Raw genomic sequence first — 21,113 nt, 5'->3', positions numbered from 1 at the left:
CTTGCGCGGCAATGCAATCGGCTCCACTAGCGCGGAATGAGCCTGCTCCAGCAAGTCAAAATGGTCATCATCGAATACACGCACCTGGCGAAGGACGCGCTGCACATCTACGTCGCGCTGGCCATCATGCTGGGCGCCTGCCTCGCCTTCGGGTGGAAGGTGCGCCAGTGGCGCCCCTGGCTGCTGGTCCTGGCGGTCGCTCTCGCGGGCGAATACTGGGACTGGCTTGAAAACAGGAGCGTCGGCCGCAACCCCGATTACGACGGGCACTGGAAGGACGTGTGGAACACGATGCTGGTGCCCACGATCCTGCTGCTCGCGGCGCGCTACACGGCGATCTTCGACAAGGCCCCGCCGGCGAGCGAGGAAGGCCCCCCGCGCGAGGATCGCTCAGGCGACGAGGCGCAGGTGCCCGGCCCCGCGGCGGGTGGTTAGCGAGACCTTGTCCAGCCCCGGCACTTCGGCCAGGCGCTCGGCCAGTTCGCCGTCGATCTGGTAATCGCGCCCCAGCCGCAGCAGCGGCTCTTCCCCCGTCCCCGTCTTCAGACGGACATAGACCTCGCCGTGGCCCGGCGTGCCGATCGCCAGCGCCATCTTCAGCTCGCTCAGCGCCTCGACCGTCGCGACTTCCATCGTCAGGACCATGCGCGAGCCGCTCTTGACCTCGTCCAGCGGGCGCGCGCCGCGCACCGTGACGCGCGGCGGCTCGTCCGGGCTGGGGCTGTCGAGCTCGACGTTGAGGAGGACGCAAGTGCCCTCCGCGGCCCATTTCTGGAAGCTTTCGACCAGCGATTCCTCGAAACAGGCGGCGCTGAACTGGCCCGTGCTGTCGGAGAAATCGGCGCGCACGAACTCGCCCCCGCGGCGGGTGCGGCCCTTGTTCACTTTCTCCACCATCGCCGCCATCACCGCCGGCTGGCGCCCGCCGGCCGGCCCGCCGCCTTCCATCAGGCTCTGGTAACTGCGCGCGCCGTTGGCGCTGGCGATCGCGCGATACTGCTCCACCGGATGGGCGGAGAAATAGAAGCCGAAGTTCTCCCGCTCGTTCGCCATCCGCTCCGACCGGCTCCACGGCTCGGCCGCTTTCAGCCGAAGCGTGTCGCCCGCGGCCTCTTCCCCGCCGAACAGCCCCGCCTGGCCGCTTTCGCGCTCGCGGTTGGCGGCCTCGGCCACGGCCAGGAGCATGTCGATATTGGCGTGGAGCCTCGCCCGGTCGGGATCGAGGCTGTCGAGCGCGCCGGCGCAGATCAGCCCTTCGAGCTGGCGGCTGTTCATCGAGCCCTTGGGCAGCCGTTCGAACAGGTCCTGCAGGCTTTCGAACCAGCCGTTCGCCTCGCGCTCGGCAACCAGCGCCTCCATCGCCTTCTCGCCGACGTTGCGAATCCCCGCCAGGGCATAGCGCACGGCATAGCCTTCGTCGGTCCGCTCGACGGTGAACTCGGCCTCCGACCGGTTGACGTCGGGCGCGCGGACCTCCACCCCTCCGCGCCGCGCATCGTCCACGAACAGCGCCAGTTTTTCCGACTGGTGCATGTCGAAGCACATCGACGCGGCGTAGAACTCTTCCGGGTAATGCGCCTTGAGCCACGCGGTCTGGTACGCGAGCAGCGCGTATGCGGCGGCGTGCGACTTGTTGAAGCCGTAGCCGGCGAACTTGTCGATCAAGTCGAACAGCTCGTTCGCCTGCTTCGCCTCGATCCCCGAAACCGCCTTGCACCCTTCGACGAAGCGTTCGCGCTGGGCGTCCATCTCGGCCTGGACTTTCTTGCCCATCGCGCGGCGCAGCAGGTCGGCATCGCCGAGCGAATAGCCGGCGAGGATCTGCGCCGCCTGCATGACCTGTTCCTGATAGACGAAGATGCCGTAAGTCTCGGCGAGGATCTGCTCCAGCTTGGGATGCGGATACTCGATCGGCACTTCGCCCGCCTTGCGCTTGCCGAACAGCGGGATGTTGTCCATCGGCCCCGGGCGATAGAGCGAGACGAGCGCGATGATATCCTCGAACTTGGTCGGCTTCACCGCGGTCAGCGTCCGCCGCATCCCCTCCGATTCGAGCTGGAAGACCCCGACCGTGTCGCCGCGCTTGAGCAACTCGTAGACCGCCGGGTCGTCCCACGCCAGCTGCCCCAGGTCGACCGTGATGCCCCGCTTGCCGAGCAGCTGCACGGCCTTCTGCAGGACCGAGAGGGTCTTGAGCCCGAGGAAGTCGAACTTCACCAGGCCCGAGCTTTCGACATGCTTCATGTCGAACTGCGTCACCGGCATGTCCGAGCGAGGATCGCGGTAGAGCGGGACCAGCCTGGCCAGCGGCCGGTCGCCGATCACCACGCCGGCCGCGTGGGTCGAGCTGTTGCGCGGGAACCCTTCGAGCTGCATCGCCAGATCGACGAGGCGCTTGACCTCGTTGTCGTTGTCGTACTCGCGCTTGAAATCGGCCGCGCCGTTCAGCGCGCGCGGCAGGGTCCACGGGTCGGTCGGGTGATTGGGCACCATCTTGCACAGCCGGTCCACGTGGCCGTAGCTCATCTGCAGGATGCGCCCGCAATCGCGCAGCACGGCGCGCGCCTTCAGCTTGCCGAAAGTGATGATCTGCGCGACGTGGTCGTGCCCGTACTTGCGCTGGACGTAGCGGATCACTTCGCCGCGCCGGGTTTCGCAGAAGTCGATGTCGAAGTCCGGCATCGAAACGCGTTCGGGGTTTAGGAAGCGCTCGAACAGCAGGCCGAGCCGGATCGGGTCGAGATCGGTGATCGTCAGCGCCCAGGCGACGAGGCTGCCCGCGCCCGAGCCGCGCCCCGGGCCGACCGGGATGTCCTGTTCCTTGGCCCACTTGATGAAGTCGGCAACGATCAGGAAGTAGCCGGGAAAGCCCATCCCGACGATGATGTCGACTTCGAAATCGAGCCGTTCGAAATAGACCTTGCGCTCTTCCTCGCTCAGATCCTCGTAGGCCGAAAGGCGCGCCTCCAGCCCCTTGCGCGCGTCCTCCGCCAGCATCCGCGCCTCGCCTTCCAAATCGCCGGCCAAGCTGGGCAGGATCGGGGCGCGGTTGGGCGGCGCAAAGGCGCAGCGCTGCGCCACGACGAGGGTGTTGGCGGTCGCCTCGGGCAGGTCGTCGAACGTCCCGGCCATCATGTCGGCCGGCTTGACCCAGGCCTCGCGGTTGGAGCGCGCGCGATCCTCCGCCTCGATATGGGTCGATCCGGCGATGCACAGCATGGCGTCGTGCGCCTTGTACATGTGCGGTTCGGCGAAGTTGGCCGGGTTGGTCGCCACCAGCGGGATGTCGCGGCGGTAGGCGAGATCGATCAGCGCCTCTTCCGCGGCGTCCTCCACCGGGTCGTCGCGCCGCGCCAGCTCGATGTAGAGGCGCTCGCCGAACAGGCTCTCCAGCCGTTCGAGCAGCGCCTCGGCATGGTCGTGCTGCCCTTCTGCCAGCAGGCGGGTCAGCGCGCCCTCGCTCGCCCCCGTCAGCGCGATCAGCCCCTCGGTCCGCCCCTCGAGGTCGGCCATCGCGACATGCGGTTCCAGCTCCAGCGGCCGGTCGAGGTGGGCGCGGCTGACGAGGTGGCACAGGTTGTCCCACCCCGCCTCGTCCTGCGCGTAGAGCGGAAGATAGTCGATCTGGCGCCCTTCGGCATCGCGGGCAACGCCGAGCAGGGTGCCGACGATCGGCTGGATACCCTCGTCGAAGCAGGCCTTGGCGAACATGACCGCGCCGTAGAGCCCGTTGCGGTCGCAGATCGCGACCGCGGGAAAGCCGCGTTCCTTCGCCAGCCGGGCGATCGCCTTGGGGTCGATCGCACCTTCGAGCATCGAGTAGGACGAGAGCACGCGAAGGGGGACGAACGGCGCGAAGGACATCGCGCGAATATGCGGGCGCGGGGCGGATTCGCCAAGGGGCGGCGGCCGCGTTTCCCCGGCCCGCTGTGCCCCGGGCGCGTATCCGGCGCGCCCCGGGGGCCGGCCGGCGCGCCATCGGCCGAACCGCCCGCTAGAGCAGCGCCTCGATATCGGCGGCGAGCTTCTCCGGCTTGTCGGTCGGGCCGTAGCGGCGCACGACGTGCCCCTCGCGGTCGACGAGGAACTTGGTGAAGTTCCACTTGATCGCCTTCGACCCCATCAATCCGGGCGCCTCGCGCTTCATCCAGTCGAACAGCGGCGATGCGCCCGCGCCGTTGACCTCCACCTTGGCCATCAGCGGAAAGCTGACGCCGAAATTGACCTGGCAGAACTGCGCGATCTCTTCGGCATCGCCGGGTTCCTGCCCGCCGAACTGGTTGCAGGGGAAGGCGAGCACCTCGAACCCGCGATCGCGGTACTTGCGCCAGAGCGTTTCGAGCCCCTCGTACTGCGGCGTGAAGCCGCACTGGCTGGCGGTGTTGACGACCAGCAGGACCTTGCCCCGCTTCGCCGCGAGATCCACCGGCGTGCCGTCGTTGGCGGCGACGGTGAAATCGGCAATCGTGGTCATTGCGTTCCCCTCCCCCTGTCGCGGGGCTCAGCCCGGAAAGTCGTCGCGCGCGGCAAGCGCCTCGATCTCCGCGCGTTTCAGCCGGTGGTCGCCGGCCTTCTGGATCACGAAGTCGCCGCGCCGCTCGGGCGGATAGGCCATGACCTGGGCGACCATTTGGGCCAGCGTGCCGCTGCGCAGGCCCTTGGCCCCGTCGAGGACGCCCTGCCCGTCGTCCGCCTCGTGGATCGAGGCGCGGTCGTCCCACTGGACCCCTTCCTGGTGGGTCCGCACGGCCTTGTAGGTGCTGGGATGGTCGGTCATGCAAAAATCCTCCTTTGCATGGCCAACGCCCGAAAGGCCCGCCGGGTCCGCTATTCCAGCAACCCCTCGTGCAGGCGCAGGACGCGGTCCATCTTCGCCGCCAGCCGTTCGTTGTGCGTCGCCACCAGCGCCGCGCTCCCCTCCCCGCGGACGAGCGCGAGGAACTGTTCGAGCACGCGGTCGGCCGTGTGCTCGTCGAGGTTGCCGGTCGGTTCGTCGGCGAGCACCAGGGTCGGCCGGTTGGCCAGCGCGCGGGCCACGGCGACGCGCTGCTGCTCGCCGCCCGAAAGCTGGCTGGGGCGGTGTTCCAGCCGCTGCGCCAGGCCGAGCGCGGACAGGAGCTCGCGCGCCCGCTCGGCCGCTTCCTCGCGCCCCCTGCCGGCGACGAGCTGCGGCAGGATCACGTTCTCCTCCGCGTTGAAATCGGGCAGGAGATGGTGGAACTGGTAAACGAAGCCCAGGTGCTCGCGCCGCACGCGGGTCCGCCCGTCCGAAGGCAGGGCGCTCGCCTCGGTCCCGGCGATCGCGATGCTGCCGCCGAAGCCCCCTTCGAGCAGGCCGACCGCCTGGAGCATCGTGGACTTGCCCGACCCCGACGGGCCGAGCAGCGCGACGATCTCGCCCGGTGCGATCTCGAGGTCGATCCCGCGCAGGACGTCGATGCGTTCGCCGCCCTGTTCGAAACTGCGGGTGAGGCCGGAAAGGCGGACGACGGCATCACTCATAGCGCAGGACCTGTACCGGATCGGTGCTCGAGGCCTTGAACGCCGGGTAGAGCGTGGCGAGGAAGCTGAGCACGAGGGCCAGCGCGACGATCCCAGCGATCTCCAGCGGATCGACCCGCGCGGGCAATGTCGAAAGGAAGCGGATCGACGGGTCCCACAGGTTCTGGCCGGTGACGACCTCGATCACTTTCACGATCTGCTGGCGAAAGGCGAGGACCAGGAAGCCGAGCACGAGCCCGGCGACCGTGCCCAGCGCGCCGACGGTGAACCCGGTCGTGACGAAGATCTTCAGCAGGCTGCGCCGAGTTGCGCCCATCGTGCGCATGATCGCGATGTCGCGCGTTTTCGCGCGGACCAGCATGACCAGGCTCGAAAGGATGTTGAACGCCGCGACCAGGACCATGAAACTCAAGGCGAAGAACATCGCCACCCGTTCGACCTGCAGCGCCTCGAACAAAGTCGAATTGATCGTTTTCCAGGTGTTGACCACCGCCCGCCCGTCCAGCTGGCGGCGGATCGGTTCGAGGATTTCCTCCACCCTGTCGGCATCGGTCGTCGTGATCTCGATCATGCCCACGGTATCGCCCATCAGCAGCAATTGCTGCGCGTCGCGCATGGGCATGACGACGAACTGGTCGTCGTAATCGTAGATCCCGACCTCGAATATCGCCGCGACGCGGTACCCCACCTGTCGCGGCATCGTGCCGAACGGCGTCGTGCGCCCTTCGGGGTTGTAGAGCGTGATCGTGTCCCCCACGCGCAGGCCCATGTTGGCCGCCAGGCGCGATCCCAGCGCGACGTTCTTCGCCCCGCCGCTCAGCTCGGTCAGGTTCCCGGCGACCAGGTTGGGCGCCAGGTTGCCGATGTCTTCCTGCGTGTTGCCGCGCACCAGCACGCCGGCGATGCGGCCATTGTAACTGGCCATCAGCGGCTTTTCGATCAGCGGGGATGCGCTGACCACGCCGGGAGTTTCGCGCGCGTCGCGCAGCACGTCTTCCCAGTTGTCGAGCCGCTCGCCATAGGCCTGGACGATCGCGTGGCCGTTCAACCCCACGATCTTGTCCAGCAGCTCGGCCCGGAAACCGTTCATCACGCTCATCACGATCACCAGCATGGCGACCGAGAGCATGACCACGCCGACGCTGATCCCGGCGACCAGGGCGATGAACGCCTCGTTCCGTCCGGGCAGCAGGTAACGCCGGGCGATCGTTCGTTCGAAGAGGGAAAGTACCAAGGGCGCGGGGTCTTTTTGTTGTTGGGTCGCTGCGGCTTTAGGGTCGCTTTGCTGACGGCGCAATGAATCCGTGCCGCGCGCCGCGGCGGGCCACGCTACCCTTGTAATCGGCCGGTAACATCGCCATTGAGCGCGGCGAGACGCGCAACCCGGATCGCACCGTCATGAACATCACCCACCCGTTCCGCGACGAGGACGGCGACAAGCTCCGCGAGGAGTGCGGCGTCTTCGGCGCGATCAACGCTTCCGACGCGGCCGCGGCGACCGCGCTCGGCCTCCACGCCCTGCAGCACCGCGGCCAGGAGGCCGCCGGCATCACCAGCTTCGACGGGGGCGAGTTCTACCAGCGCCGCGGGCTGGGCCAGGTGGCGGAGAACTTCTCTTCCAGCGAGGCGATTTCCGAACTGCCCGGGTTCATGGCCGCCGGGCACGTGCGCTATTCCACCACCGGCGGATCGGGCCTGCGCAATATCCAGCCGCTCTATGCCGATCTTGCCAGCGGCGGTTTCTCGGTCGCGCACAACGGCAATATCTCCAACGCCGGCACCTTGCGGCAGGAACTGGTCGGCAAGGGCGCGATCTTCCAGTCCACCTCGGATACCGAGGTGATCATCCACCTCGTCGCGACCAGCCGCTACCCGACGATGAGCGACCGCCTGATCGACGCGCTGCGCCTGATCGAGGGGGCCTATGCCCTGATCGTGATGACGCCGGAGGGGATGATCGCCTGCCGCGACCCGCTGGGCATTCGCCCGCTGGTGATGGGCAAGATGGGCGATGCCACCGTCTTCGCCAGCGAAACGGTCGCCTTCGACGTCGTCGGGGCCGAGTTCGTCCGCCAGGTCGAACCGGGCGAGCTGGTCAAGGTCGATTTCGACGGCAACATCGATTCGCTCCACCCCTTCGGCAACCACAGCCCGCGCCCCTGCATCTTCGAGCACGTCTATTTCAGCCGGCCCGATTCGATCTTCGACGGGCGCAGCGTCTATGCCGCGCGCAAGGCGATCGGCGAACAGCTGGCGATCGAGAACCCGGTCGAGGCGGACCTCGTCGTGCCGGTGCCCGACAGCGGCGTGCCGGCGGCGATCGGCTATGCCCAGCAGTCGGGCGTGCCGTTCGAACTGGGGATCATCCGTTCGCACTACGTCGGACGCACGTTCATCCAGCCGAGCGACGGCGTTCGCCATTCCAGCGTCAAGCGCAAGCACAATGCCAACCGCGCGCTGGTGGAAGGCAAGCGGATCGTGCTGATCGACGATTCGATCGTGCGCGGCACGACCAGCATGAAAATCGTCGAGATGATGCGCGAAGCCGGGGCGACCGAAGTGCACTTCCGCGTCGCCAGCCCGCCGACCGCGCATTCGTGCTTCTACGGCGTCGATACGCCCGAGCGCTCCAAGCTGCTGGCCGCGCGGATGGAGATCGAGCCGATGCGCGAGTTCATCAGGGCCGACAGCCTCGCCTTCGTCTCGATCGACGGGCTCTACCGCGCCGTCGGGCACGAGCCGCGCGACGCGGCCTGTCCGTCGTTCTGCGATGCCTGCTTCACCGGCGATTATCCGACCCCGCTGACCGACCTCGCCAACCGCGAGCGCCGCGATGCCCAGCTTTCCTTCGACAAGGTTGCCTGATGGCCGACAGCACGTCTCTGGAGGGCCGCGTTGCCCTGGTTACCGGCGCGAGCCGCGGGATCGGCGCGGCGAGTGCGACCGCGCTGGCCGCCCGGGGCGCCCACGTGATCCTGACCGGGCGCGACGTCCGGGCGCTGGAAGCGGTGGAGGACGCGATCCACGAAGCCGGCGGCACGGCCACGATCGCGCCGCTCGACCTGGCCGAACAGGACGGGATCGCCCGCCTCGCCGCGGCGGTCGCCGGACGGTGGAACAAGCTCGATATCCTGGTGATCGCGGCGGCCTATCTCCCCACGCTCACCCCGGTCACCCAGATCGAGCCCAAGCAGTTCGCCCAGGCGGTGACCACCAACCTGCTCGCGACCCAGGCGCTGATCGCCGCCTTCGACCCGCTGCTGAAGCGTAGCGACGGCGCACGGGTCGTCGGCCTGACCAGCAGCGTGGGGGCCGATGCGCGGCCGTTCTGGGCCGCCTACGGATCGACCAAGGCGGCGTTCGAATCGCTGCTCGACAGCTATGCGGAGGAAGTCCGCAAGCTGGGCGACATCCGGGTCGCGATCGTCGATCCGGGCGCGACCCGCACCGCCATGCGGGCCAAGGCCTATCCGGGCGAGGACCCGGCCACGGTCAAGGAACCGGCGGTCGTGGGCCGGCGGATCGCGGCCCTGGTGGGCGAGGATTTCCCCACCCGCCACCGCGAACGCGTGGTGAATCCGGCTTAACCCTTTTCCGCAACCTCGCCGAAAGCAGGCGGGCACAGCATTCGCTCCAGTCCCCGCGCGCGCGGCGTGCGCGCGACGGCAAGCGAAAGGGTAACCAAGCCATGCCGGTCGATTCCTTCGATCGCTATTCGATCGCCGCGCAGGAAGATCGCTGCGCCCCGCGGACCAAGCTGACCATCCCGGCGCAGCTGCGCGCCTCGGGCGGGAAAGCGTTCCAGACCGTGGTCCACGACCTGTCGGTCTCCGGCTTTTCCGCCGCCGCGATCAACCGGATGCACCCGGGGCAGCTGTGCTGGCTGACCCTGCCGGGCCTCGGCGCGCTCCAGGCCGAGGTGATCTGGTGGGACAATTGCCAGGTCGGCTGCTCGTTCGCCGAGCTGCTGAGCCCGGTCGTCCACGACAACATCGTCGCCCGGCACACCAGCAGCCCGGTCTTCCGCTCCGCCTGCTGACCGCGCTCAGCGCGCGTCGATCAGCGTCCGCCACAGCTTCATGCGCGTTTCTGCCAGGCCGGCGTCGGTCGCCACGCGGTAATTCGACACGATCGCGACGACCATGTTCCGTTCGGGCACGACGGTGACGTATTGCCCGAAGATCCCCTGCCCGCCGAAGAAACCGCCGGGGTAGGACCACCACTGGTAACCGTATCCGTGCCCTTCGCCCAGGTCGACCATCGGCGCGCCGGCACGCCCGAACCACCCCTCCGGAACGGAAGGCTGCGCGCCTTCGAGCACCCACTGGCCCATGCGGGCATAGTCGGAAAGGCGGATCGACAGGCAGCAGCCGCCCACGTTGCCGCCGGTGAGGTCGGTCATCCAGAACAGGTCGCCCGCGAACCCGGCCGGATCGACGATCTTGTCCTTCGCATAGGCCGCCAGCGAACGCCCGGTGGCCGCGGCGACGATATCGCCCAGCAGGTTCGTCTCCAGCGTCTTGTAGAGCCATTTCTCGCCCGCGGGCGCCTCGCGCGCCAGCGTCCGGGCGAACGTGACCGACTGGGTTTCGCCTTCGCGCGGCGCGATCATCAGCATTCGCGCCACGTCGCTGTCGGGATCGGCGTAGTCTTCGTTCCAGGCAACGCCCGAAGTCATCGTCGCGACCTGTTCCACCGTCACCCCGTCGTAGGCCGTGCCGGCGAGTTCGGGCAGGTAATCGGTCACCGGGTCGGAAAGGCTGGCGATGTGCCCGTCCTTCACCGCCGCGCCGAGCAGGGTCGAGGTGAAGCTCTTGGCCACCGAGAAGCTGGTCCAGCGCTGCTGCGGCCCGAAGCCGAGCCGGTACTTCTCCAGCCGCACCTTGCCGTCCTGGATCACCATGATCCCGGCCGCGTTCAGTTCCGCGAGGTAGCCGTCGACCTGCGCCAGCGTCGCCGCGTCGAACGGTTCGCCCGCCGCGAACCGGCGCGGATCGGGCGCGGCGGCGACCTCGGTGCCGGCGAAGTAGTCCTCCATCCGGCGGAAGCGGTCGGCGCGCGTGGCGTCGTCCCAGAACAGGACCTGCTGGTCCTCCAGCGTGACCGAATCGGGTTGGCGCGTCTCGCGGACCTGCGGCTCGGGCACGGTATTCGCCTGGGCGCAGCTCGCCAGCAGCGCCGCGCCCAGCGCCAGTTTCCAGTTCGGCATTCCTCTCACCTTTCCTTGATCAGCGTAACCTGGTGAACGTCGATCCCGCCCCCGCGGAACCCGCCCTCGCAATACATCAGGTAATAGCGCCAGAGGCGCCGGAACCGCTCGTCGAACGCGGCCGGCAGGCGCCCTTCCTCCACCGCGCGGTCGAACCGCGCGCGCCAGGTCCGCAGCGTGCGGGCATAGTCCTGCCCGAACGATTCGCAGTCCGCCCAGCGCAACCCGCGTTCGCGCGCGAGCCGCTCGAACTCGCGCGTGCGGATCAGCAGCCCGCCGGGGAAGACATAGGCCTGGATGAAATCGGCGCTGCGGGCATAGGCCTCGAACAGGCTGTCCTTCATCGAAATGAACTGGATCGCGGCCCGCCCGCCGGGCTTCAGGCAACGGGCGATGCAGTCGAAATAGCTCGGCCAGTACTCGCGCCCGACCGCCTCGACCATCTCGACGCTGACGATCGCGTCGAAACGCTCGTCCACGTCGCGGTAGTCCTGGTGGCGGAAATCGATCGCCGGGTCGTGCCGCTCGCGCGCCCAGGCCAGTTGCTCGTCCGACAGGCTGATCCCGACGACGCGCGCGCCGGCGGCGGCGAACCGGTGCGAGAGGCCGCCCCAGCCGCAGCCGATCTCCAGCACCGAGGCCGGGTCGCCCACCCGCCGGGCCAGCCGTTCCCACTTGCGCCGCTGCGCCGCCTCGAGGTCGTCGCCTTCGCCCCAGATCGCGCTGGAATAGCTCATCGTCGGGTCGAGCCACTGGGCGTAGAAATCGTTGCCGAGGTCGTAATGGACGTGGATGTTCCGCGCCGCCCCCTCGTGCGTGTTGCGGTTCATCCAGTGCGCCGCCCGCGCCGCCCAGCGGAACGGGCCGCGCGCCCTGCCGGTATCGCCCAGGGCATCGCCATTGGCCATGAAAAGCGCGAACAGCGGCACCGGGTCGGGGCTGTCCCACTCGCCCGCTTCCCAGGCCTGGAACCAGCCGATCGAGCCGTTGGTCGCCAGTCGCATCAGCGCGCGCCAGTCGTGCACGGTGACTTCGGCGTCGAAGCCCGGCGCGCGCCCGCCCAGGACGCGGGTGGACCCGTCGGGCAGGTGGCCGGTGATCGATCCCCGCTCCAGCCCGCTGTCGATCCGGTCGAGGATCTTGTGGAAGCCGGGGGCGAACACCCGCGCGAGCAGGCCCGGGCTGCGCTCGAACCGGGCGCCGCCTGTCAGAAGGGATTCGCCCCTGCCTAGCCCCTCCGCTTTCATGCCCCGATCTATGGACCGGGCGCGGTGCCGGTTCAAGCATGCGATCGGCGCGCCAGACCGGCGCGCGGCGTGCTATGATCCCCGCCAGGTTGGAGAAAGGATGCAGATGACCAGTCCGGCAGTGCGCAACGTCGTCGCCACGATCGCGGGGATCGTGGTCGCGGTCACCGTGGTCTTCGTGATCGAGGGGATCGGCCACGCGCTCTTCCCCCCGCCCCCGGGGCTGGACCTCGCCGCGGCGGAAGATCGCGAACGGTTGATGGAACTGATTCCCACCGGGGCCAAGGTGGCGGTCGTCGCCGGTTGGTTCCTGGGCGCGCTGGCCGGGGCCTGCACCGCGATCGCGGCCTCCCGCCGGGTGCTGATGGCCTGGATCGTCGGGCTGGCGATCGCGCTCGCCGGGGTATGGACGACGCAGATGTTCCCCCACCCCGACTGGATGCTCGCCTCGGCCGCGGTCCTGCCGCTGGTGGCCGTCCTCGTCGCCAAGCGGCTGATGGCGGCCAGGATCGTCGCCGCCTAGGCTTTCGCCGCGCGATAGGCCTCCAGCGCCCGCTCGCGCGCTTCGCGATGGCCGATGATCTTCGCCGGATAGGCGCCGCGCGCTTCGTCGGGCGGATCGTGGATCTGGCCGTCGGGAAGATCGGCCAGTTCGGGCACATGGCGGCGGATATAGCCGGCTGCGTCGAACTTCTCGCTCTGGCGCAACGGGGCCATGATGCGGGGGAACATGTTGCTGTCCACCCCCGTGCCGGCGACCCATTGCCAGTTGACCGCGTTGTTGGCGTAATCGGCATCGACCAGGCAATCCCAGAACCAGCGTTCGCCGAAAGTCCAGTCGATCAGCAGGTGCTTCACCAGGAAGCTGGCGCAGACCATCCGCGCGCGGTTGTGCATCCAGCCGGTCTGCCACAGCTGGCGCATCCCGGCATCGACCAGCGGGTAGCCGGTCCGCCCCCGCTGCCACGCGCGCAAGTCCTCCGCGATCAGGGGCCCGCGGTTCGGGTTGCGCCAGATATCATCCAGCCCTTCACGGTGGCTGGCCCGGCCATAGTCGGGGAACTGGCAGACCACGGTCTGGGCATAGTCGCGCCAGAGCAGTTCCCCGGCGAACGTCGCCCAGCCCTCCCCCCGGCGGCCCTTGAGCGCGTGCCAGACCTGCGCGGGGGAGATCTCCCCCCAGTGCAAGTGCGGCGAGAGGCGCGAGGAACCGTCCTCGGAAGGCATGTCGCGGCTCTCGTGATAGGTGGAAACCGCGCCGGCCCAGCGCTCGAGCCGGTCGTGCGCGGCCGCTTCGCCGACGTCCCAGGCCTCGCGCAGCCCGCCCGCCCAGTCGGGCGCGGTGGGCAGGAGGTTCCAGTCGTCCAGCGCGTCGCTGTCGGGCCAGCTATCCGGCAGCGCGATCCGCGCCGGTTCGGGCAGGCAGGCGCGCGGCGGCATCTCGGCCAGCATGGCCTTCGCGAAAGGCGTGTAGATCTTGTAGGGATCGCCCGAACCCGTGGTCACGAACCCGGGAGGAGCGAGGTAGTTGCCATCGTGCAGGACCAGGTCGAGTTCCGCCCCCAGGCGGCTTTCCGCTTCCTGCCACCACGGCTCGTAATGGCGCACGGCGTGGACGGCGCCCGCCCCGGCCGCCTGCGCGATCGTGGCCAGGTGCTGGACCGCGTCGCCGCGGCGCAGGACGATTCGCGAGCGGTGCCGCGCGAGCGACCGCCCGAGGCTGTCGAGCGAGTGGTGCAGCCACCAGCGCGCCGCGCCGCCGGGGGCATGGTCGCCCGGGGCATCCTCGTCGAGCACGAAGACCGGGATGACCGGCCCCGCCTGCGCCGCCGCGTGGAAGGCGGGCTGGTCGGCCAGGCGCAAGTCGCGCCGCAGCCACACGATCTGCGGCGAAGTCATGCCCCGGGGAACGGGAACGGCCGCCCCCGGGTTCCCCGGGCATGAACGATCCCGCCCGCCAGGGCCATCACCTGCCCGCCGAAACCGTCCGCCTGCCGGCGCGCGGATTCGCGATCGACCGGCGCAAGGCGGCCGTCGTGGGCCTCGCGTGCTGGACCGGCTTCGCCCTCGTCGCCTGGCTCCTCGCCCGCGGACACGCCGCCGGGTTCGACCGCGCGGGCCTGGTGCTGGCGCGAAGCGGGGAGGAGCTGGCGCTGGCCGGGCCGCCCCTGCTGCGCGAGATCGTGCGCGACGTGACCGCGCTGGGCGGCGTGTTCCTGCGCAACCTCTTCGCAGTAGCCGCCATCGTCGCGCTCGCGTTCCTGAGGCTGCGGCGCGAGGCGGTGCTGCTGGCGATGACGGTGGTCGCGGGCTGGCTGGTCAATACCGGGGCCAAGCACCTGGTCGGGCGCGAACGGCCCGAGATCGTGCCGCGGCTGATGGAAGCGGGCGGGCAGAGCTTCCCCTCGGGCCACAGCTTCAACGCGGCGGTGGTCTATATCGCGATCGCGCTCGCCTTCGCCGCGCTGAGCCGGCGCCACGCGGTGCGCTACACGGTGGTCGGCGCAGCCATGGTGGTGAGCGCGATGGTCGCCTGGAGCCGCGTCATGCTGGGGGTCCATTTCCCGACCGACGCGATCGCGGGCTGGCTGGGCGGGGCCGGCTGGGCCTTCCTCGCGGCGGCCCTGCTCTATCGCCCGGCCCGGGCGGCGGCGGACAGCGAGGCGGTGGAGAGCCTGGCCCCGGCCCCTCGCCAGCCGAGCGGTTCGCAAGGTATGCCGGGCAAGGCGACCGAGAACCGGTCGCGCGCGCGCGGATCGTAGAAACGGGCATCGCGCAGGACGAGCGATCCGTTTGGCGATCCATCCGGCGAACCGTCGGGCGCCCGTTCCGCGAAGGGTGCACGCGACCAGAAAAGGAACGCCGCCGCCTGGGCATTGCCCGCAAGGGTGCCCTCGTCCGGCAGGGCGCATTGCTGCCGCGGGGGCGCGCGATATCCATGGCCGTCGGCCGCGCCGGTCCAGTCGGAGGACCACCAGAGGCCGTCGGCCGTGCGGATGATCCGCTCCCGCTCCCAGAATGCCAGCGGCACCGGCGCGGCGATCGCCACCTCGGGATAGGGTTCGGCCATCAGCGCGCCCGTCTGGCGCTCGAAATAGGTGATGCCCCCGTTCAGCCCGACGTAGGCCAGCGCCACCGCGATCGCGATCCGCGCCGGCCGCCGCCATTCCCCGCCGCGCTTCTCGCGCCGGAGCGAGAACCACGTGGCGAGGCCCAGCAGGGCCCAGAGCCAGACGTCGATGATGAACAGCGTGTCGCCGTAGAACCAACGGCTGGAAAACGGCTCCAGCAGGCGAATGCCGTAGACGTTGAGCCAGTCGAGCGCCGGGTGGGTGAGGCAGCCGATGAAGGCGAGCGCGTAGAGCCAGCCAAACCGCACCGGCAAGCGCCCTTCGGGCCGCTTCCCGCGCCGTTCCTGCCACCGGTCGAAGGCGTAGAGCAGCCCGGCCAGGACCAGCGGCAGGAGAACCCAGGCGATCGGCCCGTGGGTGATCCCGCGGCGGAAGCCAAGGTGCTCGACCCCTTCGAGCCAGAAGAAGCAGGCCGCGTCGACATCGGGCAGGTTGGCGCCGATCACCAGCGCGGGCATGGCGAGGCCGGTCTTCCGCTTCAGCCCCGCCTGTCCGATCAGCGCCCCGACGAGGCTGTGCGTCAGATTGTCCACGTCGTCTCCGTTCCGATTCGCGCCCCTGCGCCGGCCCGGCCTGCGCGGTAACGCGGTTCGGGCGAATCAAAAAGGGCGGCGAAAACCTCGCCGCCCTCTCGTCGTCCGCTGTCGGCGCCGTCAGGCGACGTCGGCCCCGCTGCGGGCGGCCTGGAATTCGGATTGCGACAGGTAGGTGTCGCCGTCGCGGTCGTAGTAGAAGAACGAATCCGCGGCCTTGTTGGCCTGTTCCGCCGTCACGCGCGGGGCGTTCTGGTCGTCGGGACGCGGCGCCGTGGGGTCGAGCGGGATGGCCCAGATCGCATATTCGGCGACCGAGAGCTGCCCGTCGTCGTTCCGGTCGAGATAGGCGAAGGTCATGTTCTCGCGCGCGCGCATGTTGGTCTGCGGATCGCGCGGGGCGGACGCGGCCTGGGCCTCGGCAGGATCGTCGGCATCGCTGCCGGTCGGTTCGGCCGGTTCGGACATGATATCGTCGCGATAGGTGCCGTATTCTTCCTGGAAGGCGGTTTCGTCGAACGCGTCGCGGCGCGCCTGCGCCTCTTCGGTCAGCGTGTAGTCGCGGGTCGAGGGATCGAATTCGGCCGTTTCGGACAGGTCTTCCTCGACCATCGCGTTGTCGGTTTCGGCCACCTCGGGTTCGCCGCACGCGGCGAGGGCAAATGCGAGCGCGCTCGCCGTGGCGAGGGAGGCGTTGAGCTTCTTCATCGAACTCTCCTTCGTATGACCTGCCAGTGGGGCAGGCTTCACGGCACGAACGAACGAGCCGGCGGAAGGTTCAGAAAAAGCGTCGAATCCTTGTCAGGCGGCGGCAAATCCCGCGTCAGACCGGGTCCTGCGCGGTTCCGCTGACGGTCCAGGTCTGCCCCTTGCCCAGCAGCCGCGCGAGGTCGGCTTCCTTGCCCGCGCTGGCCTGGGCGCGTTCCTCGATCACCGCGGTCTCGAAAGTCGGGCGCGGATCGTCGTAGAGGACGCCCAGCGCCATCGGGAACGGGCCGAACGGCATTTCCACCAGCATGTGCGCGATCGAACGGTTGGCCGCGTCGTGCACGATCACCCCGGCCGCCTGCCAGTCGCCATCGACGACATCGACCACTTCGAGGCACAGCTTGTCGCGGTCGAGCGTGATGCCCCTGGTGCCGCCGGCGAACAGCATCGGCTCGCCGTGTTCCAGCCAGAGCTGCTGCGCCTCGGCCCCCTTGGGGGCGGCGAAATCCTCGAACACGTCCTTGTTGTAGACGATGCAGTTCTGGAAGATCTCGATGAAGGCCGCGCCCTGGTGGGCGTGGGCCGCCTTCAGCACTTCGGGCAGTTTCTTCGACACGTCGAACCCGCGCGCCACGAAGCGCGCGCCCGAACCGAGCGCGAAGGCCGCCGGCCGCGCCGGGTGGTCGTAGCTGCCCAGCGGGGTGGAGGGCGACTTGGTCCCCTCGCGGCTGGTCGGCGAGTACTGGCCCTTGGTCAGGCCGTAGATCTCGTTGTTGAACAGCATGATCTGCATGTTCACGTTGCGCCGCAGCACGTGCATCAGGTGGTTGCCGCCGATCGACAGGCCGTCGCCGTCGCCGGTCACCAGCCAGATGTCGAGATCGGGATTGGCCAGCTTCACCCCCGTCGCCACGGCCGGCGCGCGCCCGTGGATCGTGTGGAAGCCATAGCTTTCCATGTAATAGGGGAACCGGCTGGAACAGCCGATGCCGCTGATGAACACTGTGTTCGCCGGGTCGGCCCCGATCTGCGGCAGCGTGCGCTGCACCGCCTTGAGGATCGCGTAGTCGCCGCAGCCCGGGCACCAGCGAACCTCCTGGTCGGTTTCCCAGTCCTTGAGCGTGGTTTCGATTTTCACTGGTGCGTTCACGAGCCGTGCTCCTGCGATTGCGGCGAGGCCTTGGCGTTCAGCGAGCCGTCGTCATGCCCCGATTCCAGGTGCGGCAACTGCTCTTCGTTGACCGGGACCTGCCCGCCCTCGTTGTCGGCAATGCCGTCGAAGTACTTGCCGATCGCCTCTTCCAGCTCGGCGATCTGGAACGGCTGGCCGCTGGTCTTGGTCAGCGGCTCGGCGTCGATCAGGAACTGGTCGCGCAGCACGGTCTTGAACTGGCCGGTGTTCATCTCGGGCACGAGGACCTTGTCGAAACGCTTGAGCAGAGCGCCGAGGTTGGCCGGCAGGGGCCAGATATGGCGCACGTGGACGTGGCTGACGTCGTACCCCTTGCGCCGCGCGCGGCCCACGGCCTGGTGGATCGGGCCGAAGGTCGAGCCCCAGCCGACGACCGCCAGCCGGCCGCTCTCGCCGCCGAGGCAGACGTCCTGGTCGGGCACCGTCACGCCCAGGACCTTGTCCTTGCGCGCATCGGTCATCGCCTGGTGGTTGTCGGGCGAATAATCGATGTGGCCGGTATCCACCGCCTTCTCGATCCCGCCGATGCGGTGCATCAGGCCGGGGGTGCCGGGCTTGATCCACGGGCGCGCGCCCTTCGCATCGCGCTTGTACGGCAGCAGGGTGTCGCCGGCGTTCTTCTCCGCCAGGAACGTGGCCGGGAACCTGGCATAGGCCGCCGGATCGGGCACCTTCCACGGCTCGGCCGCATTGGCGATATAGCCGTCGGTCAACAGCATGACCGGGGTCATGTATTCGACCGCGATGCGGCAGGCCTCGATCGCGCAGTCGAACGCGTCGCCCGGGCTGCGCGCCGCGATCACCGGCATCGGCGCGTCGCCGTTGCGGCCGTAGACGGCCTGGTAGAGATCGCTCTGCTCGGTCTTGGTCGGAAGCCCGGTGGACGGGCCGCCGCGCTGCGAATTGACGATCACCAGCGGCAGCTCGGTCATGATGGCAAGGCCCATCGCCTCGCCCTTCAGCGCGATGCCCGGCCCGCTGGAGGAGGTCACCCCCAGGCTGCCGGCATAGCTGGCGCCGATCGCCGCGCAGATGGCCGCGATCTCGTCTTCCGCCTGGAAGGTCGTGACGCCGAATTCCTTCAGCCGCGCCAGGTGGTGCAGGATCGCGCTCGCCGGCGTGATCGGATAGCCGCCGAAGAACATCGGCAGTTCAGCCAGCTGCGCGCCCGCGACGAGGCCCAGCGAGACCGCCTCGGCCCCGGTGATCGTGCGGTAGAGGCCCGGCTCGCTCGGCACCGGATCGACGTGGACCTGCTTCAGCGGGCCCGAAAGCTCGGCCGTTTCGCCATAGGCATGGCCGGCATCGAGCGCGGCGATGTTGGCATCGGCGATCTCGGGCTTGTTGCGGAATTTCTGGCGCAGCCAGTCGTGCAGCGGCTCGCGCGGGCGGTCGAACATCCACAGCGCCAGCCCCAGCGTCCACATGTTCTTGCAGCGCAGGGCATCCTTGTTGCCGAGGCCGAAGGGCTTGACCGCCTCGATCGTCAGCGCACTGATGTCGAACGCCAGCAGGTCGTATTTCGCCAGGCTGCCGTCTTCCAGCGGGTTGGCCTCGTACTTCGCCTTGTCGAGGTTGCGCTTGGTGAACTCGCCGGTGTCGGCGATGATCAGCCCGCCCGGCTTCAGCGCGGCGAGGTTCACCTTCAGCGCGGCCGGGTTCATCGCCACCAGGACATCGGGCGCGTCGCCGGCGGTGTTGATCTCGCGGCTGCCGAAATTGATCTGGAACGCCGATACGCCGAACAGCGTGCCCTGCGGGGCGCGGATCTCGGCCGGGAAGTCGGGGAACGTGGCCAAGTCGTTGCCCGCCAACGCGGTCGAGAGGGTGAACTGCCCGCCCGTCAGCTGCATGCCATCGCCGGAATCTCCGGCGAAACGCACGACTACGGCATCGGGGGAATCCGCTTCACGCGGGGTTGCGGCGGCCTGACTAGCCATCGAAATTCCTTTTCGCGCACCGCCCGCGGGCGATGCATTCTTCTCGGGGGGCGGCACCTATGCACCCTCCCCCTCTCCCGCAATGAAGTTTTTCTCCCCGGGGCGCAAAATGTCGAGTGGAAAAGCGCACTTTGCGCGCTAGGATTGCGAAAAGAAACCGATTGGCGGGAGGGAACAATATGGCCAGCGACGATCACTACGTGCGCGACGACGTGCGCGCATTCCTCGACATGCTGGAGCAGCTCGGCCGCCCGGGGGTGGAGGAACTGCCGGTCGAGGAAGGGCGCGAGGGGATGCGCACGATGGGAATGCTGGCCGAGGCGGAGCCGCGCGATCTGGCGGTCGTGCGCGACCTCTCGTGCCCCGGCCCGGGGGGCGAGATCCCGCTGCGGCTCTACGACACGCGCGAATCGCGCGGCCCCGGCCCCTGCGTGGTGTTCATCCACGGCGGGGGCTTCGTGATCGGCGACCTCGAGGTCTATCACGCGCTGTGTACCGAGATCTGCCACCAGCTCGACCTGCCGGTCGTCTCGGTCGATTACCGGCTCGCGCCCGAACACCCGTTCCCCGCCGCGCCCGACGATTGCGAGGCGGCGGCCCGGTGGATCGCCGGCAGCCCGGCCGAGCTGGGGCGCGAGATCACCGGCCTCGTCATCACCGGCGACAGCGCGGGCGGCAACCTGACGATCGTCACCACGAACCAGCTCTGCGCCGAACCGGCGGCGGTGCCGGTGATCGTCCAGGCGCCGATCTACCCGGTGGCGGACGATCCCGCGCAGCATCGCAGCTTCTTCGACTTTTCCGACGGGTTCCTGCTCACCGGCGCGGCGATGGCCTGGTTCACCGCGCAGTATGCCGCCGACCCGCAGGACCGGCGCAACATGCCGATGATCGGCGACTGTTCGGGCACGCCGCCAACCGTGATCTGCACCGCGGGGCTCGACCCGCTGCGCGATTCGGGGCGCAACTACGCGGCCCACCTGATCGGCCTGGGGATCGACGTGACTTACCTGGAATTCGCCGGGAACATTCACGGCTTCACGACATTGCGCAAGGCGATCCCCAGCGGCCAGGAGGACCTCGAATCCTTCATCGCTGCGATCAAGTTGATGCTGACTCGCCAGGCGAGCCAGGGCAAGGGAGGCGCATGAACGAACTGGGTTATCGCCCCTGCGTGGGCGTCATGCTGGTCAATGCCGAAGGCCGCGCCTTCGTCGGCCGCAGGATCGACAACAAGGAAGGCGACTGGTGGCAGATGCCCCAGGGCGGCGTGGACGAGGGCGAGGACCTGCGCGAGGCGGCCCTGCGCGAACTGGGGGAGGAAACCGGCGCCGATCCCGCGCACGTCACGATCCTGCGCCAGATGGAGGAACCGGTCCGCTACGACCTGCCCGAAGAGCTGATGGGCAAGCTGTGGGGCGGCCGCTATCGCGGGCAGGAACAGGTGTGGTTCCTGGCGCGCTTTTCCGGCACCGATGCCGATATCGACCTGGAAGCGCACGACCCGCCCGAGTTCTGCGACTGGAAATGGGTCGATCCCGAACAGCTGCCGGACCTGATCGTGCCGTTCAAGAAGCGCGTCTATCGCGCCGTGCTGGAGGCTTTCCGCGAACTGGTGTGAGCGCGGCGGCACGGCCCGGCGCGCGGGGAT

19 protein-coding genes and 1 pseudogene are annotated in these 21,113 nt (G+C 68.9%); 8 read left to right on the top strand and 12 right to left on the bottom strand.

Going from position 1 to position 21,113, the window contains the following annotated elements; translation table 11 throughout:
• Positions 1–36: 36 nt before the first annotated feature.
• The gene (locus tag T8T98_RS05305) at positions 37–435 is read left to right on the top strand and encodes a hypothetical protein (RefSeq protein WP_251105857.1); all 399 of its coding nucleotides are present in this window, start codon (positions 37–39) and stop codon (positions 433–435) included.
• On the opposite strand, the gene dnaE is transcribed toward T8T98_RS05305, so the two are convergent.
• The 5 genes from dnaE to T8T98_RS05280 all read right to left on the bottom strand — a co-directional run bounded on the left by dnaE (position 391) and on the right by T8T98_RS05280 (position 6,736).
• Positions 391–3,864: a DNA polymerase III subunit alpha gene (gene dnaE, locus T8T98_RS05300; protein ID WP_251105858.1), complete on the bottom strand. Its 3,474-nt coding sequence runs from the start codon at positions 3,862–3,864 to the stop codon at positions 391–393. The genes T8T98_RS05305 and dnaE overlap by 45 nt on opposite strands.
• Before the next feature lie 130 nt (positions 3,865–3,994).
• Positions 3,995–4,474, bottom strand: a complete 480-nt coding sequence (locus tag T8T98_RS05295; protein WP_160732555.1) for a glutathione peroxidase — start codon at positions 4,472–4,474, stop codon at positions 3,995–3,997.
• A gap of 27 nt (positions 4,475–4,501) precedes the next feature.
• Positions 4,502–4,777: a hypothetical protein gene (locus T8T98_RS05290; protein ID WP_251105859.1), complete on the bottom strand. Its 276-nt coding sequence runs from the start codon at positions 4,775–4,777 to the stop codon at positions 4,502–4,504.
• Between the two features lie 50 nt (positions 4,778–4,827).
• Entirely contained in the window at positions 4,828–5,502 is a 675-nt protein-coding gene (locus T8T98_RS05285; protein ID WP_160732553.1) for an ABC transporter ATP-binding protein, read from the bottom strand.
• Positions 5,495–6,736, bottom strand: a complete 1,242-nt coding sequence (locus tag T8T98_RS05280) for a lipoprotein-releasing ABC transporter permease subunit (protein WP_160732552.1) — start codon at positions 6,734–6,736, stop codon at positions 5,495–5,497. Before T8T98_RS05280 ends, T8T98_RS05285 begins: the two co-directional genes overlap by 8 nt.
• A gap of 164 nt (positions 6,737–6,900) precedes the next feature.
• On the opposite strand from T8T98_RS05280, the gene purF reads away from it, so the two are divergent.
• The 3 genes from purF to T8T98_RS05265 all read left to right on the top strand — a co-directional run bounded on the left by purF (position 6,901) and on the right by T8T98_RS05265 (position 9,541).
• A complete protein-coding gene (gene purF / locus T8T98_RS05275) occupies positions 6,901–8,367 on the top strand; it encodes an amidophosphoribosyltransferase (protein WP_160732551.1) in 1,467 nt (488 codons plus the stop codon).
• Positions 8,367–9,089, top strand: coding sequence for an SDR family NAD(P)-dependent oxidoreductase (locus T8T98_RS05270; protein ID WP_251105860.1), 723 nt, complete (start codon positions 8,367–8,369; stop codon positions 9,087–9,089). Before purF ends, T8T98_RS05270 begins: the two co-directional genes overlap by 1 nt.
• Before the next feature lie 101 nt (positions 9,090–9,190).
• Positions 9,191–9,541: a PilZ domain-containing protein gene (locus T8T98_RS05265; RefSeq protein WP_160732549.1), complete on the top strand. Its 351-nt coding sequence runs from the start codon at positions 9,191–9,193 to the stop codon at positions 9,539–9,541.
• A 6-nt stretch (positions 9,542–9,547) separates the two neighbouring features.
• On the opposite strand, the gene T8T98_RS05260 is transcribed toward T8T98_RS05265, so the two are convergent.
• Positions 9,548–10,711: a serine hydrolase domain-containing protein gene (locus T8T98_RS05260; protein WP_251105861.1), complete on the bottom strand. Its 1,164-nt coding sequence runs from the start codon at positions 10,709–10,711 to the stop codon at positions 9,548–9,550.
• Positions 10,712–10,716: 5 nt separating this feature from the next.
• Complete coding sequence (locus T8T98_RS05255) at positions 10,717–11,958, bottom strand: SAM-dependent methyltransferase (protein WP_160732547.1); 1,242 nt, start codon at positions 11,956–11,958, stop codon at positions 10,717–10,719.
• Between the two features lie 106 nt (positions 11,959–12,064).
• On the opposite strand from T8T98_RS05255, the gene T8T98_RS05250 reads away from it, so the two are divergent.
• Positions 12,065–12,481, top strand: a complete 417-nt coding sequence (locus tag T8T98_RS05250) for a hypothetical protein (protein ID WP_251105862.1) — start codon at positions 12,065–12,067, stop codon at positions 12,479–12,481.
• Here T8T98_RS05250 and T8T98_RS05245 read toward each other — a convergent pair.
• Entirely contained in the window at positions 12,478–13,857 is a 1,380-nt protein-coding gene (locus T8T98_RS05245) for a cryptochrome/photolyase family protein (protein ID WP_251105863.1), read from the bottom strand. The genes T8T98_RS05250 and T8T98_RS05245 overlap by 4 nt on opposite strands.
• A 41-nt stretch (positions 13,858–13,898) precedes the next feature.
• On the opposite strand from T8T98_RS05245, the pseudogene T8T98_RS05240 reads away from it, so the two are divergent.
• Positions 13,899–14,528 (top strand): annotated as a pseudogene (locus T8T98_RS05240) (phosphatase PAP2 family protein); the annotation flags it as partial.
• A 59-nt stretch (positions 14,529–14,587) separates the two neighbouring features.
• On the opposite strand, the gene T8T98_RS16325 reads toward T8T98_RS05240, so the two are convergent.
• The 4 genes from T8T98_RS16325 to T8T98_RS05220 all read right to left on the bottom strand — a co-directional run bounded on the left by T8T98_RS16325 (position 14,588) and on the right by T8T98_RS05220 (position 19,462).
• The gene (locus T8T98_RS16325) at positions 14,588–15,622 is read right to left on the bottom strand and encodes a metal-dependent hydrolase (protein WP_407675094.1); all 1,035 of its coding nucleotides are present in this window, start codon (positions 15,620–15,622) and stop codon (positions 14,588–14,590) included.
• A 120-nt stretch (positions 15,623–15,742) separates the two neighbouring features.
• Positions 15,743–16,330, bottom strand: coding sequence for an EF-hand domain-containing protein (locus T8T98_RS05230; RefSeq protein ID WP_160732543.1), 588 nt, complete (start codon positions 16,328–16,330; stop codon positions 15,743–15,745).
• A gap of 115 nt (positions 16,331–16,445) precedes the next feature.
• A complete protein-coding gene (locus T8T98_RS05225) occupies positions 16,446–17,480 on the bottom strand; it encodes a 2-oxoacid:ferredoxin oxidoreductase subunit beta (RefSeq protein ID WP_251105865.1) in 1,035 nt (344 codons plus the stop codon).
• A complete protein-coding gene (locus T8T98_RS05220; protein WP_251105866.1) occupies positions 17,477–19,462 on the bottom strand; it encodes a 2-oxoacid:acceptor oxidoreductase subunit alpha in 1,986 nt (661 codons plus the stop codon). Before T8T98_RS05220 ends, T8T98_RS05225 begins: the two co-directional genes overlap by 4 nt.
• 179 nt (positions 19,463–19,641) lie before the next feature.
• On the opposite strand from T8T98_RS05220, the gene T8T98_RS05215 reads away from it, so the two are divergent.
• Together T8T98_RS05215 and T8T98_RS05210 are read left to right on the top strand one after the other, a co-directional pair.
• Positions 19,642–20,613 (top strand): alpha/beta hydrolase, encoded by a 972-nt coding sequence (locus tag T8T98_RS05215; RefSeq protein ID WP_251105867.1) that lies wholly within the window; start codon positions 19,642–19,644, stop codon positions 20,611–20,613.
• A complete protein-coding gene (locus T8T98_RS05210; protein ID WP_160732539.1) occupies positions 20,610–21,083 on the top strand; it encodes an RNA pyrophosphohydrolase in 474 nt (157 codons plus the stop codon). Before T8T98_RS05215 ends, T8T98_RS05210 begins: the two co-directional genes overlap by 4 nt.
• Positions 21,084–21,113 lie beyond the last annotated feature (30 nt).

Origin of the sequence: Pelagerythrobacter marinus, from assembly GCF_034375205.1 — a bacterium.
Classification (GTDB): Bacteria; Pseudomonadota; Alphaproteobacteria; order Sphingomonadales; family Sphingomonadaceae; genus Pelagerythrobacter; species Pelagerythrobacter marinus.
Note: the sequence above shows the minus strand (reverse complement) of the source record. Positions and strands in the feature narration are given on the sequence as shown.

Bases quoted from the DNA above. Each gene is read 5' to 3' on its own strand.
- T8T98_RS05305 (WP_251105857.1), top strand. From the start codon at position 37: ATGAGCCTGCTCCAGCAAGTCAAAATGGTCATCATCGAATACACGCAC.
- dnaE (WP_251105858.1), bottom strand. From the start codon at position 3,864: ATGTCCTTCGCGCCGTTCGTCCCCCTTCGCGTGCTCTCGTCCTACTCG.
- T8T98_RS05295 (WP_160732555.1), bottom strand. From the start codon at position 4,474: ATGACCACGATTGCCGATTTCACCGTCGCCGCCAACGACGGCACGCCG.
- T8T98_RS05290 (WP_251105859.1), bottom strand. From the start codon at position 4,777: ATGACCGACCATCCCAGCACCTACAAGGCCGTGCGGACCCACCAGGAA.
- T8T98_RS05285 (WP_160732553.1), bottom strand. From the start codon at position 5,502: ATGAGTGATGCCGTCGTCCGCCTTTCCGGCCTCACCCGCAGTTTCGAA.
- purF (WP_160732551.1), top strand. From the start codon at position 6,901: ATGAACATCACCCACCCGTTCCGCGACGAGGACGGCGACAAGCTCCGC.
- T8T98_RS05270 (WP_251105860.1), top strand. From the start codon at position 8,367: ATGGCCGACAGCACGTCTCTGGAGGGCCGCGTTGCCCTGGTTACCGGC.
- T8T98_RS05265 (WP_160732549.1), top strand. From the start codon at position 9,191: ATGCCGGTCGATTCCTTCGATCGCTATTCGATCGCCGCGCAGGAAGAT.
- T8T98_RS05260 (WP_251105861.1), bottom strand. From the start codon at position 10,711: ATGCCGAACTGGAAACTGGCGCTGGGCGCGGCGCTGCTGGCGAGCTGC.
- T8T98_RS05255 (WP_160732547.1), bottom strand. From the start codon at position 11,958: ATGAAAGCGGAGGGGCTAGGCAGGGGCGAATCCCTTCTGACAGGCGGC.
- T8T98_RS05250 (WP_251105862.1), top strand. From the start codon at position 12,065: ATGACCAGTCCGGCAGTGCGCAACGTCGTCGCCACGATCGCGGGGATC.
- T8T98_RS05245 (WP_251105863.1), bottom strand. From the start codon at position 13,857: ATGACTTCGCCGCAGATCGTGTGGCTGCGGCGCGACTTGCGCCTGGCC.
- T8T98_RS05230 (WP_160732543.1), bottom strand. From the start codon at position 16,330: ATGAAGAAGCTCAACGCCTCCCTCGCCACGGCGAGCGCGCTCGCATTT.
- T8T98_RS05220 (WP_251105866.1), bottom strand. From the start codon at position 19,462: ATGGCTAGTCAGGCCGCCGCAACCCCGCGTGAAGCGGATTCCCCCGAT.
- T8T98_RS05215 (WP_251105867.1), top strand. From the start codon at position 19,642: ATGGCCAGCGACGATCACTACGTGCGCGACGACGTGCGCGCATTCCTC.
- T8T98_RS05210 (WP_160732539.1), top strand. From the start codon at position 20,610: ATGAACGAACTGGGTTATCGCCCCTGCGTGGGCGTCATGCTGGTCAAT.